The sequence below is a fragment of the Carboxylicivirga linearis genome, from assembly GCF_018271995.1.
GTDB lineage: Bacteria > Bacteroidota > Bacteroidia > Bacteroidales > Marinilabiliaceae > Carboxylicivirga > Carboxylicivirga linearis.
Window position 1 is genome coordinate 105,253 of the sequence record NZ_JAGUCO010000004.1, and the last position, 15,399, is coordinate 120,651.

The following is a 15,399-nucleotide window of genomic DNA, read 5'->3' on the forward strand; positions in this document are numbered from 1 at the left end:
ATAGATTACAAATGAGATTAATTATTGAGCCGGATTATAAAGTACTGTCGAAATGGGCAGCCACTTATATAGCCCAGAGAATTAACAAACACAATGGAGAACGTCCATTTGTATTAGGACTTCCTACTGGTTCATCCCCATTAGGCACATACAAAGAGTTAATTCGATTACATAAAGAAGGGAAAGTTTCTTTTCAGAATGTAATCACTTTTAACATGGATGAGTATAGAGAAATTCCAAGAGAGCATCCGCAAAGCTATTACACGTTTATGTGGGAAAACTTTTTTGGACATATCGACATCAAGCCTGAGAATACCAATATTTTAAATGGTCAGGCAGAAGATCCGGAAGCGGAATGCGAACGATATGAAAATAAAATAAAAGAAGTTGGAGGTATTGATTTGTTTATGGGTGGAATTGGCCCCGATGGACATTTGGCTTTCAACGAACCGGGATCATCATTACAATCCCGTACCAGAGTTAAAACGTTAACTTACGACACCATTTTAGCGAATTCACGATTTTTTAATCACGATCCTGATCAGGTACCCAAAACAGCCTTAACCGTTGGAGTAGGAACTGTATTGGATTCAAAAGAAGTTTTGATTATCGTTAATGGTTTTAATAAAGCGAGAGCTTTGCAACATGCTGTGGAAGAAGGAATCAATCACATGTGGACTATCAGCGCATTACAAATGCATGCTAAAGGTATAATTGTTTGTGACGAAGCTGCCACTTATGAATTAAAGGTGGGAACGTACCGATATTTTAAAGATATCGAAAAAGACAATTTATCACCCAATAGTCAGTGGTAATCAAAAAAGGCTAACATTTTAGCCTTTAAAACATTATATTTCATAATGTAAAGAGGAATTCTTTCGCAAGGGTTCCTCTTTCGTTTTATTATGAAATAATTTTAATACAATACTAAAAGTAAAAATATATGTGCGGAATAGTAGCTTATGTTGGAGACCGAACCGCTTACCCAATTATAATAAAAGGTCTGCAACGACTAGAATACAGAGGGTACGACTCAGCGGGGTTAGCATTGGTTAACGATGGTGTACACGTTTACAAATGCAAAGGAAAGGTTAAGGATTTGGAAGAGCACGCGAAAGGAAAGTCTATATCCGGATCGATTGGAATTGGTCATACCAGATGGGCTACTCATGGTGAGCCTAGCGATAACAATGCGCACCCACATGTTTCCCAAAACGGAAAATTTATTGTGGTACACAATGGTATCATCGAAAACTATTCGCATTTAAAGAAAGAACTAATCAACAGAGGTTATAGTTTCAAAAGCGATACTGATACCGAAGTATTAGCCAATTTAATAGAAAACATCTATCTGGAAGAGAAAGTAGATGCTGAAATTGCCGTTCGCTATGCTTTAACCAAAGTGGTTGGAGCCTACGGCTTGGTTATTACATGTACAGATGAAGAAGACAAACTTATTGCTGCCCGTAAAGGAAGTCCATTAGTTATTGGTGTTGGCGAAAAAGAATATTTTCTGGCTTCTGATGCTACCCCAATTGTTGAATATACCGATCAGGTTATATACATGAATGACGAAGAAGTGGCGGTTATTAATAAAGATAACCTAACGCTTAAAAGCATTCAAAACGACTCTAAGAAACCTAAAATACAAAAAGTCAGTCTTAGTATTGATGAAATAGATAAAGGCCCATATGAGCACTTTATGTTGAAAGAAATTTATGAACAACCTCTTTCAATCGAAGATACTTTCCGAGGGCGTATATCCATGGATCATTCAAAAATATTTCTTGGAGGTATAATTGATGTACTTCCACAAATTACGCAAGCTAATCGCATTATTATTCTAGCTTGTGGAACATCATGGCATGCGGGTTTAGTAGGTGAATATCTTTTTGAAGAGTTTGCACGCATTCCGGTTGAAGTCGAGTACGCCAGTGAATTTCGCTACCGAAATCCGGTTATCAATAAAGATGATGTTATTATAGCCATATCGCAAAGTGGAGAAACTGCAGATACATTGGCTGCCATAAAAATGGCAAAAGAACAGGGTGCAACCATATTGGGTATTTGTAATGTAGCAGGTTCATCAATCCCTCGCGAAACTCATGCCGGGGTATATACACATGCGGGACCTGAAATCGGTGTTGCTTCAACCAAAGCATTTACTTCTCAGGTAACGGTTCTTACCATGATGTCAATGCTACTGGGTAAAACCAGAGGATTTTTATCAAAAGAAGAATACACTCATTTGGTAGGTGAATTAACTCAGATACCTGATAAAATTAGAACTATACTTCAGGCTGATGATGAAATCAAAAAGATTTCGGAAACCTATCAACATGCAACAAATGCCTTGTATTTAGGCAGAGGATATTTATTCCCGGTTGCCCTTGAGGGAGCTCTTAAGTTGAAAGAAATCTCCTATATCCATGCCGAAGGATATCCTGCTGCAGAAATGAAACACGGCCCTATTGCATTAATTGATGAAAACATGCCGGTTTTTGTTTTAGCAACCAAGGACAAATCGTATGAAAAAATTGTAAGCAACATACAAGAAGTAAAAGCACGTAATGGTAAAGTAATTGCTATCGTCACAAAAGGTGATGAAGTGATTAAGAAAATGGCTGATCATGTTATTGAAGTACCTGATTGCCACGAAGCTGTTGCGCCATTACTAACTGTTATTCCGTTGCAATTTATATCGTATCACATTGCGGTCATGCGTGGCTGTAATGTTGATCAACCGCGCAATCTGGCTAAGTCAGTAACGGTTGAATAAGCATTGATTCCTGCTTGGAATTAGTGTATGTAATACTTTTAAGGTTTATCTCTCAGTAAAAGCCCGATTGAAACGTCAACCGGGCTTTACTATTTTTTATTTCTACTCAAGTAGGATTATCTTTTCTCGTACTGGTCTTGATAGTATTTTTCGTAGTCACCTGAAAGAATGTTATTCAACCACTCCTCATTGTCCAAGTACCACTCAACTGTTTTTACAATCCCTTCTTCAAACTGAAGTGATGGTTTCCAATCTAATTCTTTCATTAATTTAGACGAATCAATGGCATATCGCATATCATGACTAGCTCTATCCTTAACGAAAGTGATTAACTTGGCTGACTCTCCTTTTTCTCTCCCTAATTTTTCATCCATCACCTCGCATAGTTTATGAATCAAATCAATATTGGTCCATTCATTGATACCACCAATATTATAAGTTTCGCCTAACCCTCCGTTGTGATAAATCACATCAATAGCACGGGCATGGTCAATCACATATAACCAGTCTCTTATATTCTCACCTTTCCCGTAAATTGGAATAGGCTTGCTGTTTTTTATATTATTGATTGAAAGTGGAATCAGCTTTTCTGGGAACTGGTTGGGGCCATAATTGTTTGAACAGTTTGAAATAACAATCGGCAAACCATAAGTATGATAATACGCGCGTGCTAAATGGTCGGAACTGGCTTTTGATGATGAATAAGGACTTCGAGGATCATAAGAAGTGGTTTCAGTAAATAACCCTTCTTTACCCAACGAGCCATACACTTCATCAGTTGAAATGTGATAGAAAAGCTTGCCATCCATATTATCTTTCCAGATGTCTTTAGCAGCGTTCAGCAAATTAACTGTGCCTAGTATATTGGTCTTGATAAATGCTACCGGATCGGAAATAGAACGATCAACATGAGATTCAGCAGCCAGGTGAATCACTCCATCAAATTGATATTCATTAAAAAACTGATTCATCAAATCAGCATCAGTAATATCACCTTTCAAGAATGTATAATTGCTCTTTTCTTCAATATCCTTTAGATTCTCCAGGTTACCTGCGTAGGTTAATACATCCAGATTATAGATATGATATTCGGGATAGGTATTTACAAATAAACGAACAACATGAGAGCCTATAAAACCGGCTCCTCCGGTGATTAGTATTTTTTTCATTTTACTATTAATTCAAAGGTCTTATTCAAATATAAAACACATTATCGACTAATGCTGACTATTTTTATATTATTACATATTTTCAAGGAATTCCTTTGTCAAAAAGTCTCTCTTGAGTATAAAAAAAGCCTTGATTAACAACCAAGGCTTTTTTTTCAATGTATATCTTTAATTTTGAAGCGACATAATTCGGCTAATATATTTTCCTAAAATATCGAACTCCAAATTAACCGTACTTCCTTCTTTTATTTGATGGAAGTTGGTGAATTCATAGGTATATGGAATAATAGCTACTGAAAAACGATCATCTTTGCTATTAACCACTGTTAAGCTAACACCATTTACTGTTACCGATCCTTTTTCAACGGTCATATAGCCTTGAGAAGCCTTTTCTTTATCTATTACATACTGAAAAGTAAAATACCAACTACCGTCAGCTTCTTTTACCTCCAAGCATTTTGCTGTTTGATCAACATGCCCTTGAACAATATGACCATCTAAACGACCGTTCATCAGCATACTTCTTTCCAGATTAACTTTATCACCAATTTGAAGCAATCCCAGATTTGATTTTTCCAAGGTTTCTTTAATGGCAGTAACCGTATATGATTTACCTTCTTTTTTTACCACCGTTAAACATACTCCGTTGTGAGCAATACTCTGATCAATTTTAAGTTCATCAGTAAATGAGCATTCTAATGTAAGATGAAGATTACCCTGGTCCTGCTCTAAACCAACTACTGTTGCAGCTTCTTCTACTATACCTGAAAACATATTAAAGTTCTTTACGTTATTATCAAAAATATATCGAACGGCTAAAATAGCCCAAAAAAAGCATTTAATAAATGACAAATCGTTTTTTTAGCCCTTGATATTATTTTGTAATTTTCGACAATCTAAAAAAAGCTGGTTATGACCACCATTAAAACAAAGTACTTAGGTGATTTAAGAACAGAAAACACTCACCTTCAATCAGGTTCAAAAATAATCACCGATGCACCAACAGATAATCGTGGTAAAGGAGAGGCTTTTTCTCCTACCGATATGTTGGCTACTGCCTTGGGTAATTGCATTATGACCATTATGGGTATTAAAGCCATGGATAATGGAATTGATTTAGTTGGAACAGAACTTGATATTACTAAAATAATGGCAAATGATCCACGACGAGTCGACGAAGTAATAATTGCATTTAATTTTCCACAAAAAGGATATACCGAAGAAGAAAAGAAGTTAATTGAAAGTGTTGCTGGAATAAGTCCGGTTCCATTAAGTGTACATCCCGATTTAAAACAAACCATTATTTTTAATTGGTAGATTATAATTCATGATTTTCATTACCGGAGGTACAGGTCTTGTTGGTTCACATCTTTTGTATAATCTCACCAAAGAGGGTAAAAAAGTAAGAGCTTTATGCCGAGACACCAGTTCAAAAGAATATGTGGAAAAAGTGTTTCGCTTTTACTCAGATGAGGCTACAAAATTATTCTCTAATATTGAATGGTTCGAAGGCGATCTACATGATTACTTTTCATTATTAGATGCTTTGAACGAAGTTGACCATGTTTATCATTGTGCAGCCATGGTATCTTTTAAACCAAGTGATGCCAAAGAAATGTTCAGCAATAATGTTGATGGCACTGCCAATCTGGTTAATGCATGCATAGAAAAGAAAGTCAACCGCTTTTGTTTTGTTAGCTCTATTGCCACTTTGGGTGGATCAATTAATGGCACACCTATTGACGAAACCACTTTTTGGCAAAATGATGATAACCATTCTGTTTATTCCCAAAGTAAGTTTCAATCCGAAATGGAAGTATGGAGAGGAACCAAAGAAGGGTTAAATGCAATTATTGTTAATCCATCTGTTATTATTGGCCCCGTTGAGCTGGATAGAAGTACCGGTCAGCTTTTTAAAACCATGATGAAAGGCACTCCCTTTTTCACTAACGGATCTACAGGCTTTGTTGATGTTAGGGATGTAGCCGCAGCAATGATAAATCTTTGCAATAGCAATATTGCAAATGAAAGGTTTATTATTAACGGAGAGAATTTGTTATACAAAGATTTCTTTACCCTAGGTGCGAAAGAATTTAAAGTTAAACCACCCCGATTCAGAGCCGGGAGGATCTTAACCGGAATAGCCTGGCGAATGGAAAGATTAAAATATTATCTTTTTAGAACCGAACCGCACTTTACCAAAGAAACAGCCCGTACATCTCAGCATAGGTCGGTTTATTCTGATGAAAAATATCAAAAGCTATTCCCTACATCACGCATTAGTATTGGAGAAGCAATATTAAATACTGCCAACTATTTAAGAAAATAAAAAAGGATCCGAAAGGATCCTTTTACCGTATTATTATATTTCCGAAACTAATTCTTTAATTACTTTAGTCATATGAGGTTCTGCAGCAGCAGCAACCTTTTGTACTTCTTCGTGAGAAACCTCTACTATCTCGCCCGGAACACCCGAATCTGTAATAATAGAAATTCCGAAGGTCGTCATATCCATATGTCGGGCAACAATAATCTCAGGAACAGTAGACATACCAACAGCATCGCCACCTAACACACGAAACATTTTATATTCAGCAGGGGTTTCAAAAGTTGGTCCTGTTGTACCGGCATATACTCCTTGCTTTAAGTCAATATTATTAGCCGCTCCTATTTCAAGTGCCTTAGCAATTAGATGCTTGCTGTAAGGCTCACTCATATCAGGAAATCGAGGTCCTAGTTCACTTTGATTTTTGCCAATCAGTGGATTATCTCCAAACATATTAATCTGATCAGTAATCACCATAATATCCCCCACTTTAAAAGCAGGATTTAAACCTCCACTAGCATTAGAAACAATCAATGTTTCAATTCCAATTGCTTTCATTACTCGCACCGGAAAAGTTACTTCCTTCATGCTATAACCTTCGTAGTAATGAAAACGGCCTTGCATGGCAAGCACTGGCACCCCATTAATAGTACCAAATATCAATCGTCCGCTATGACCTTCAACCGTTGACACAGGAAATTCAGGAATCTCCTCATAAGGTATAGACTTTTCAATTTCAATCTCCTCAACCAAACCACCCAAACCGGTTCCTAAAATAATTCCGATTTTAGGATTTAAACCACTCTGATGTGACAAAAAATCAGCTGTCTTTCTGATAGTCTCTAACATAGTTGCGTATAATTAATTCTAATGTTTTTTCTTCTTCAAATAAAATTTGTAGTTGAATAGGAACATAAACAAGTTTCTCATCAATTTCCTTATCCAATCCATACAAACGTGTACAATCCTTCTCTGTAGAAACAATAAATCCATCAGGAATTATTTTCCTTATATCTTCTTTAATCTTCTCAACATCCTTTGTTGTAAATGAATGATGATCGGGATAAATCAATTCCTTAGATATAGAATATCTCAATTTCAAGTAATTTAAAAAAGGCTCTGGCTTTGCAATTCCAGCCAAAGCTAAAACCGTTTTATCATCAATCTCAACCACCTGCCCCTCTTTATCAACAATTGAGCCATAAGTAATGGTCGAAAAGAAAACCTTTTGTTCTGTATGAACCTTTAACTTTTTTATCCACTTTTTTCTTTCTTCGTCACTTAGGGTAGCCGGGCATTTATTCACTAAAATAATATCTGCCCTTTTTTGCCCTCCCTTTGTTTCTCTTAGATTACCTGCCGGAAAAGGCAAATCATTCCATAACGGACGGTTATAATCAATTACCAAAACAGATAATCCTGGTTTCACATATCGATGCTGATAGGCATCATCCATTAAAACTACTTCCGTTGCTGTCTGATTCTTAATGATATCAATCCCTTCAAGTCGCTTCTCAGCAACAACAATCTCCACATCTGAAAATTTCTTTTTGATCTGAAAGGGCTCATCTCCTATATCACTCGCCGTACTTTTATTACTTGATAAAAAAGCACCCTTTGTTTGTCTTTTATATCCTCGACTTAGCAAAGCCAATTGATATTCTTTATGCAGAAGCCGAATTAAATATTCGGTAAATGGTGTTTTACCCGTTCCTCCAACAGTAATATTCCCAACCGAAATAATAGGAATATCAAAGCTCTCAGAAGATAAGATCCCCCAATCGAAAAATTTATTTCTTACAGATGTTACTGCTCCATAAAGTAGACTGAATGGATAAAGAACTCTTCTGATTTGCATTATTGTTATGAAAAGATAAACAGGCCGTAGTGCAACAGACCTGTTATTTTTATTTATCGAACTGTAATATGGTAAGGTAAACGGGCTTGTATTTGGGCACCACTTTTAAGGCTTTCCAATACTTCAAGATGCTTATATTCATCGCCCATTATTGATTTACCAATAAACATTTTAGCTTCTCCGCTTAAACCTTTAATAAAAGCTTGTACCGGATCTTCTATTTCTGGTAATTCCAAAATACGGTATTTCTCCAATCCTGCAGCTTCTTTAGCAGCTTCAATAGCTTTATTTAACCCTCCGAATTCATCAACCAGGTTAATTTCTTTTGCATTGGCACCACTCCAAACACGTCCCTGACCAACTTCATCAATGGCATCTTTTGAAGTGTCGCGACCATCAGCACATCGGCCAATAAAAATATCATAACCATGTTCGATATAAGCTTGCATTATATCTTTTTCGTCTTTAGTAAATGGCCTGGTTAAGCTAGGCATATCAGAGAATTTATTGGTCTTTACACCATCAAAACTCAAACCTATCTTATCTGTAAGTCCTTCCACATTTGGAATCATACCGAAAATACCTATGGATCCGGTTAAAGTAGTTGGACCTGCTAATATCTTATCAGCAGCACACGAAATATAATATCCTCCTGAGGCAGCGACATCACCCATTGAAACAATTAATGGTTTAACTTCACTAGCCAACTGAACTTCTCGCCAGATAATTTCCGATCCCAGAGCTGAACCTCCCGGTGAATTAACCCTTAGAACGATTGCCTTAACAGAGCTATCGCGACGAGCCTTACGTATGGTTTTCGATAAATCCTCCGATACAATTCCTTTGCCCGATCCATCATCAATTCCACCTTGAGCATAAACGACAGCAATCTTTTCTCGTGTAAAACCCTTGGTTTCTTTAGGAACATAAACCTTAGCGTACTTACTGCTTTTTACTGCACTTAGATCATCATCAGAATCAGTATCGGTTAATTCTTTCAACTCTTCAAGAAATTCATCTTTATATTTTAGTCCATCTATTAATTGATTCTCCAACAATAATTGAGGATCTCGCAACATAGGCATCTGATCAGCCACTTCATCAACCAATGCTACTTCCACACCGCGTGATTCAGCAATTTTTTCTTTAACATGATCCCACATCGAGTTCAAATAAACTTCGGTTTGTAGTCGTGCTGGCTCACTCATTTCATCCAACATAAAAGGCTCAACAGCTGATTTGAACTTACCGTGTTTCACAATTTGCATTTCAACACCCAACTTATCCAAAGTTCCTTTATAAAAAGTGCGCTCGGCATACAACCCGTTCAATTCGACCATGCCCCCAGGATTCAAATATAGTTTATCACAAACTGATGCGAGGTAATAACCTTTCTGCGTATAAATTGGAGCAAAACTATATACAAATTTACCGGTTGATTTAAAATCAATTAATGCATCCCTAATTTCCTCAATGGTAGCATAGCCCGTTGTCAACAATCCGGTTTCTAAAACTATACCTGAAATATTTTCATCACGTTTGGCTTTTTCAATATTAGCCAAAATTCGATTTAATCCTTCAGGTGAAGGTGATCCTGATAGTTCAGCTAGTGCATCTTCAAACGGATTTTCAACAATCCGGTCAAAAATTGGTCCTTCCAGATTAAGGACTAATAAAGTATTTTCTTCTATTTTTGTCTCCTTATCGGATGACGATGCAATAACAGATAAAATACCAATAAAAATAAGTACCAGAAAAAATGCAGCTACAAGACCGCCTGCAAATGTGGCTAATAGATATTTGAAAAATTTTACCATAGTCTGAAATTTGAGTTGGTAGGTATTAATAATAAATGATTGCAAACAAAAGTATTAAAAATAAGCTTCAATGTACAATTTTAATTTAGGATATTTAACTATACTATACGGTCGGTTTTGCAAGCAATCATTCATTCCAAACATTTGTTAAACAACAAAATGAAAACAACAAATAAAGTAATATTACTGTTAGGTGGCAACATTGGCAACACTCAAAAGTTTTTATTTCAGGCTATCAGGTTATTATCTATTAAATTAGGCACACCCACAAAGCAATCACATTTATACGAAAGTGAACCCTGGGGCTTTGATGCTTCTCAAAACTTCATCAATCAGGTAGTTGAATTTCAAACAGAAGTAAAACCATTAACCTTACTTGACTTTACGCAAAAAACAGAATTAGAGCTTGGACGACAAAAAAAAGCCGGAACTCTTTATGAATCCCGACCAATAGATATTGATATTTTATTTATTGATGACCTTTGTTTTGAATCGGAGCGACTCACCATTCCACACAAATTATTGCACGAAAGAATGTTTACTCTTTGTCCTCTTTCTGATTATTGGGGAGATTTTATTCATCCCAAACTAAACAAGTCTATTCACCAACTTATAACTGATTGCACCGACCAATCAGTTGTTCGACGGGTTGATTAAATCTTGCTTCCGTAGGCCAAATCACCCGCATCGCCTAATCCGGGTACAATATATGATTTTGCATTAAGCTCTTCATCTACCGCTCCTAACCAAAGTGTGGCTGGCTCATCATTAAACATATTTTGCACATACTGCACTCCTGCCTGACTGGCAATTAGTGAGATAATATGCACATGCTTAGGCTTGCCTCTATGTAATAAAGCTTTGTATGCCAACTCAATTGATGTACCCGTTGCCAACATTGGATCACACAGCAAAACGGTTTTACCATCTAATGAAGGAGATGAAATGTACTCGATATGAATATCGAAATCACCTTTCTCATTGTATTTTCTGTAAGCTGAAACAAAAGCATTTTCAGATCGGTCGAAATAATTCAACACTCCCTGATGTAATGGAAGACCAGCTCTTAGTATAGAGGCAACTACTACCTCTTCACTCGGCACTATCTCTGTTGCTTGACCAAGCGGAGTCACAACGTTTTTTTCAGTATAAGCAAGTTCTTTACTCACCTCGTAAGCTAAAATTTCACCCATTCGCTCAATATTACGACGAAACCGCATTGGATCAGTCTGAATGGAAGTGTCACGAATTTCGGCAATGTACCGATTAAAAATACTTTGTTGTTGATTAAATATTGTTGTTTGCATTGAGGAATTTATTTGCAAAGTAAAGAAAAATAACCTGTTTGAAAAAAGAACTTATTCAGTCTCTAAACTCATTTAATTGTTCGATAATGTAGTTTACTTCATCATTTTGCAAGCATTGATGAAGTGGAATACTTACTACTTCTTCATGAATTCTTTCTGTAATGGGCAAACTAATATTGGAGAAATTCTTTAAAGCCGTCTGTTTATGGGGAGGTATTGGATAATGGATCATTGCCGATATTCCTTTTTGCTTTAAAAATGATATCAATTCGTCTCTTTTTATTGTTCTCACAACAAATAAATGCCACACATGCTCATTGACATTAACAGGAACTTCAGGAAGTTTTATGATTGGATTCTTTATGTCATTAACATATTTCATAGCAATTTCCTGTCTTTTCTTGATCACATTATCCAAGTCCTTAAGCTTAGCGCTTAATATAGCTGCTTGTATTTCATCCATTCGTGAATTAACTCCTAGATAATCATTTACGTATTTTTCTGAAGATCCGTAATTTGATATTGCTCGAACAACATCAGCCAATTCTTTATCGTTTGTTGCAATAGCTCCTGCATCACTCAAAGCTCCAAGATTTTTACCCGGATAAAAACTAAAAGCCGAGGCATCACCCAAACAACCTGTTTTTGTACCCTTCCATGAAGCTCCAATAGCCTGAGCATTATCTTCAATCAAAAGTAGATTATTAGCTTCTGCTATTTCCTTTAATTCATCTACCTGACTCACTCGTCCGTATAAATGAACAACCATTATTGCTTTGGTTTTATTTGTGATAGATTCATTAACAAACGATGGATCTATATTAAAGGTAACTTCATTAGGCTCCACAAAAACAGGTATTAATCCATTGTGGATGATCGACAGAATAGTAGCAATATATGTATTGGCAGGTACAATTACTTCATCGCCTTTTTTAAGCTTTCCCAATTCAATATATCCTCTAAAAATCATGGTCAGAGAATCTAAACCATTTGCTGTACCGATTACATGTTTAGAGCCATTATATGCAGCAAGTTGCTCTTCAAACAATTGTTTTTGCTTTCCAAATAAGTACCAACCCGAATCTAAAACGGTATTTAATGCGGCCTTTATATCTGTCTCGTATTCTTCATTAACCTTTCTCAGGTCTAGAAAAGGAATTGTTTTCATGCAATAAAAATATTCAAATCTTGTTGATAATATTGCATAAACAGTAATTTTACAGCATGAGCGATGATTCAATTAAACTTATTTCCCTTCCGAAGATTGTAGATTTACGAGGCAATCTATCTTTTTTAGAAGATAACAATCAGATACCGTTTAAAATAGCCCGGTCATATTGGATATACGATGTACCCGGTGGTGAGGAAAGAGGTGGACATGCTTATACAAACTCAGCGGAATTCGTTATTCCTTTGATTGGTTCATTACAGGTTGAATTATACCAAGGTGATAAAAAACAAACTTATACCCTAAATACACCCAACAAAGGTTTATACCTTCCTAAACTTACCTGGCGAAAAGTATGTAATTTTTTATCTGGCAGTATTTGCTTAATTATATCAGACACTTATTATAATGATTGCGAATACATCAGAGACTTTAATACTTATATAAACAGATGGAAAAAAGAGTATGATGATATCAATTGATGACTGTTTAATAGTAGAGTTGAATAAAATACCTTCAGATAAAGGCAATATATCGGTTGCAGAATCCAATATTAATGTCCCATTTGATATTAAACGAATTTATTATACTTATGACATCCCCTCTGAAGCAGAAAGAGGTGGACATGCGCATAAGGAGCAACACGAATTAGTAATTGCTGCAAGTGGTAGTTTTAATGTTGTTATTGATGATGGGAAAAGAAAAAAAACATTTTTTTTAAATAACCCGAATAAAGGTTTATGGCTAAAACCCGGCATTTGGCGTGAACTAAATAATTTTAGTAGTGGAGGCGTTGTTTTAGTTATGAATTCAGGTTTATATCTTGAATCGGACTACATTAGAGACTACAACAAATTTAAAAGCAAGTAATGATTGAAGTAATAAATTACAGTCCGGAGTATAAAGATGAATGGGACAAATTTGTAAAAAGTGCCGACAACTTTTCATTCCTTTTTTTGAGAGATTACATAGAATATCACTCCGATAGGTTTGAAGATTATTCATTACTTCTTATCGAAAATAGAAATATAAAAGCACTCCTGCCAGGTAATATTTATAACGATGATTTTATCAGCCATCAAGGATTAACCTATGGAGGAATTATCCTACCGAAAAATACAAGCTTTGAAAAGCATTTGCTTTACCTCAATTCTTTTATAGATTACCTGAAACATAAAAATATTAAGCATTTCATTCTCAAATCACAGAATTACTTCTACTCGCAAACCCAACAAAATGCTTATGAATACATTTTTGCTTCAAATACCTTAATTGATAAACAGTACGATTTGGGCACACATATTAAATGCACCTCGCATGAGTTCCCTAAAAAATGTGTAAGAAAAGGGAAATTAGCACTATACGAAACTCATAGTGCATCGGATGCATCACTTTTTTGGCCATTATTAGAAAAAAGTTTGGACTCTATCTATGATTCAAAGCCTGTGCATACATTAGAAGAAATTGAAAAGCTCAAAAGCAACTTTCCTGAAAACATTCAATTTATACATCTGATCAATATTGAAACTGGTGAATTGGATGCTGGAGCAGTATTATTTGCTATTAACGAAGTAGTAAAAGTTCAATATTTAGCCGTTAATGAAAATGGTCGCAAAAACAGAGCTTCAGATGTGCTTTATTACAATTTAATAGCTCATCTAAAAGAAAAGTATCAATACATTGATTTTGGAACCAATATGAAATATGATAATTCAATTAATTCTTCTCTTTTATCAACCAAAGAAAAATTCGGAACCTCTATCCACCCTGTTATCAAATATAAAATAGATATCACGTCGACATTAAAGTTTTAGACTTTTACGACGCTTTCACCTTTTGAAAAATGAATAAAAGTCAAACAGTTCAGTCTGCTAAACAGATATTAATTCCTCTTATATCTTTACGTTTCTTCTTTGCTTTAAGAGTTTTTGGAAACCATCTGGCTCCATTACTTAATGGCAAATCCGAAATCTACGAGTCATTATCAAAATATATTTTTGAAGTACCTTTTGGTGTAAGTTTTTTTTACATTTTAAGTGGTTTTATTTTATCATATGTGTATCAAGATAAAATCGTAACCCAATCAATATCAATTAAGGATTTTTATATCTCGCGATTTGCCAGAATATACCCATTACACATCATAACTTTTCTTTTAATTCTTCCAATTGCTCCTGAATTTTACAATCCAACAAACTACTATGGTTGGTTGATTAAAATAGCCACTCAGCTTACCTTAACACAATCTTTTATTCCCAAAGAAAGTATTTACTTCAGTTTTAATGCCCCTTCATGGAGTTTATCAAATGCCCTATTCTTTTACTTGATATTCCCTTTTGCTATACGTTCTTTTTATCGGCTCAAGCAAAATAAAGTATTTAGAGCTGCAGTAATTTGCATGTTTATTCTACTACCTTTTGTAATGATCAACACTAATCAATCGTTGCAACATTGGTTATATTACATCAATCCAGTTATACGATCATTTGATTTCATAATTGGCATTCTATTATTCCATTTTCATCAAATAATAATTGGAAGAGTACGATTAACTAAATTGAGCTTAACTGTTCTGGAGATCAGTACTATTTTTGTTTTTGCATTATTTCTGTACTATCATAATTTAGTTCCAGAAGTAATTAAATACTCATATTACACATGGCTGCCTTTAAGTTTAATTATTTTAGTGTTTTCCTTTCAAAAAGGCTACCTATCAGACATCCTGAACAACCGACTATTAATTACACTTGGGAAAAGCAGTTTCGGTATATACTTATTCCATAGAGTTGTAATAAAATACTTCACAATCTGTAATGATAAATACCTATTTATTGAAAATGGATTTGCAATAGTAGCCATAACCCTAACTTTAACTATATTGGTAAGCTACTTATCATCTGAATACATTGAGAAATACTGGTCAAAAAGAATTAAAACCATGTATTATGGACTTAAAAGGAAATTTTAGGTAATAA

The 15,399-nt window shown here is 35.2% G+C and carries 16 protein-coding genes; 9 read left to right on the plus strand and 7 right to left on the minus strand.

Annotated elements, in window-relative coordinates; genetic code table 11:
- The first annotated feature begins 11 nt into the window (after positions 1 to 11).
- Positions 12 to 815, plus strand: coding sequence for a glucosamine-6-phosphate deaminase (nagB, locus tag KEM10_RS07970; RefSeq protein WP_212215461.1), 804 nt, complete (start codon positions 12 to 14; stop codon positions 813 to 815).
- 128 nt (positions 816 to 943) lie between these two features.
- A complete protein-coding gene (gene glmS / locus KEM10_RS07975) occupies positions 944 to 2,779 on the plus strand; it encodes a glutamine--fructose-6-phosphate transaminase (isomerizing) (protein ID WP_212215462.1) in 1,836 nt (611 codons plus the stop codon).
- Between the two features lie 116 nt (positions 2,780 to 2,895).
- Here glmS and rfbB read toward each other — a convergent pair whose 3' ends face one another.
- Positions 2,896 to 3,948 (minus strand): dTDP-glucose 4,6-dehydratase, encoded by a 1,053-nt coding sequence (gene rfbB, locus KEM10_RS07980; protein WP_212215463.1) that lies wholly within the window; start codon positions 3,946 to 3,948, stop codon positions 2,896 to 2,898.
- 168 nt (positions 3,949 to 4,116) lie between these two features.
- On the minus strand, positions 4,117 to 4,722 hold the full coding sequence (locus tag KEM10_RS07985) for a riboflavin synthase (RefSeq protein WP_212215464.1): 606 nt from the start codon (positions 4,720 to 4,722) through the stop codon (positions 4,117 to 4,119).
- A gap of 138 nt (positions 4,723 to 4,860) precedes the next feature.
- Between KEM10_RS07985 and KEM10_RS07990 the strand changes: the two genes are divergently transcribed.
- Entirely contained in the window at positions 4,861 to 5,265 is a 405-nt protein-coding gene (locus tag KEM10_RS07990) for an OsmC family protein (RefSeq protein ID WP_212215465.1), read from the plus strand.
- A gap of 10 nt (positions 5,266 to 5,275) precedes the next feature.
- Positions 5,276 to 6,277: an NAD-dependent epimerase/dehydratase family protein gene (locus KEM10_RS07995; RefSeq protein WP_212215466.1), complete on the plus strand. Its 1,002-nt coding sequence runs from the start codon at positions 5,276 to 5,278 to the stop codon at positions 6,275 to 6,277.
- Positions 6,278 to 6,310: 33 nt separating this feature from the next.
- On the opposite strand, the gene KEM10_RS08000 is transcribed toward KEM10_RS07995, so the two are convergent.
- From KEM10_RS08000 to sppA, 3 genes are read right to left on the minus strand one after another with little or no spacing between them, the layout of a single operon-like run.
- Complete coding sequence (locus tag KEM10_RS08000; RefSeq protein WP_212215467.1) at positions 6,311 to 7,123, minus strand: purine-nucleoside phosphorylase; 813 nt, start codon at positions 7,121 to 7,123, stop codon at positions 6,311 to 6,313.
- Positions 7,095 to 8,132 (minus strand): tetraacyldisaccharide 4'-kinase, encoded by a 1,038-nt coding sequence (gene lpxK / locus KEM10_RS08005; RefSeq protein WP_212215468.1) that lies wholly within the window; start codon positions 8,130 to 8,132, stop codon positions 7,095 to 7,097. Before lpxK ends, KEM10_RS08000 begins: the two co-directional genes overlap by 29 nt.
- A 53-nt stretch (positions 8,133 to 8,185) precedes the next feature.
- Positions 8,186 to 9,949, minus strand: a complete 1,764-nt coding sequence (sppA, locus tag KEM10_RS08010) for a signal peptide peptidase SppA (protein ID WP_212215469.1) — start codon at positions 9,947 to 9,949, stop codon at positions 8,186 to 8,188.
- Positions 9,950 to 10,108: 159 nt separating this feature from the next.
- Between sppA and folK the strand changes: the two genes are divergently transcribed.
- The gene (gene folK / locus KEM10_RS08015; RefSeq protein WP_212215470.1) at positions 10,109 to 10,606 is read left to right on the plus strand and encodes a 2-amino-4-hydroxy-6-hydroxymethyldihydropteridine diphosphokinase; all 498 of its coding nucleotides are present in this window, start codon (positions 10,109 to 10,111) and stop codon (positions 10,604 to 10,606) included.
- Here the strand turns inward: folK and upp are convergent.
- Complete coding sequence (upp, locus tag KEM10_RS08020) at positions 10,603 to 11,256, minus strand: uracil phosphoribosyltransferase (protein WP_212215471.1); 654 nt, start codon at positions 11,254 to 11,256, stop codon at positions 10,603 to 10,605. The genes folK and upp overlap by 4 nt on opposite strands.
- 55 nt (positions 11,257 to 11,311) lie before the next feature.
- Complete coding sequence (locus KEM10_RS08025; protein ID WP_212215472.1) at positions 11,312 to 12,424, minus strand: DegT/DnrJ/EryC1/StrS family aminotransferase; 1,113 nt, start codon at positions 12,422 to 12,424, stop codon at positions 11,312 to 11,314.
- A gap of 56 nt (positions 12,425 to 12,480) precedes the next feature.
- On the opposite strand from KEM10_RS08025, the gene KEM10_RS08030 reads away from it, so the two are divergent.
- The 4 genes from KEM10_RS08030 to KEM10_RS08045 are packed head-to-tail and all read left to right on the plus strand — an operon-like array spanning position 12,481 to position 15,392.
- Positions 12,481 to 12,906 carry a sugar 3,4-ketoisomerase gene (locus tag KEM10_RS08030; protein ID WP_212215473.1) on the plus strand — a complete coding sequence of 142 codons (426 nt, stop codon included), beginning with the start codon at positions 12,481 to 12,483 and terminating at the stop codon, positions 12,904 to 12,906.
- The gene (locus KEM10_RS08035; protein ID WP_212215474.1) at positions 12,890 to 13,294 is read left to right on the plus strand and encodes a sugar 3,4-ketoisomerase; all 405 of its coding nucleotides are present in this window, start codon (positions 12,890 to 12,892) and stop codon (positions 13,292 to 13,294) included. Before KEM10_RS08030 ends, KEM10_RS08035 begins: the two co-directional genes overlap by 17 nt.
- The gene (locus KEM10_RS08040) at positions 13,294 to 14,238 is read left to right on the plus strand and encodes a hypothetical protein (protein ID WP_212215475.1); all 945 of its coding nucleotides are present in this window, start codon (positions 13,294 to 13,296) and stop codon (positions 14,236 to 14,238) included. The genes KEM10_RS08035 and KEM10_RS08040 overlap by 1 nt, the downstream gene beginning before the upstream one ends.
- A gap of 29 nt (positions 14,239 to 14,267) precedes the next feature.
- The gene (locus KEM10_RS08045) at positions 14,268 to 15,392 is read left to right on the plus strand and encodes an acyltransferase family protein (RefSeq protein ID WP_212215476.1); all 1,125 of its coding nucleotides are present in this window, start codon (positions 14,268 to 14,270) and stop codon (positions 15,390 to 15,392) included.
- Positions 15,393 to 15,399 lie beyond the last annotated feature (7 nt).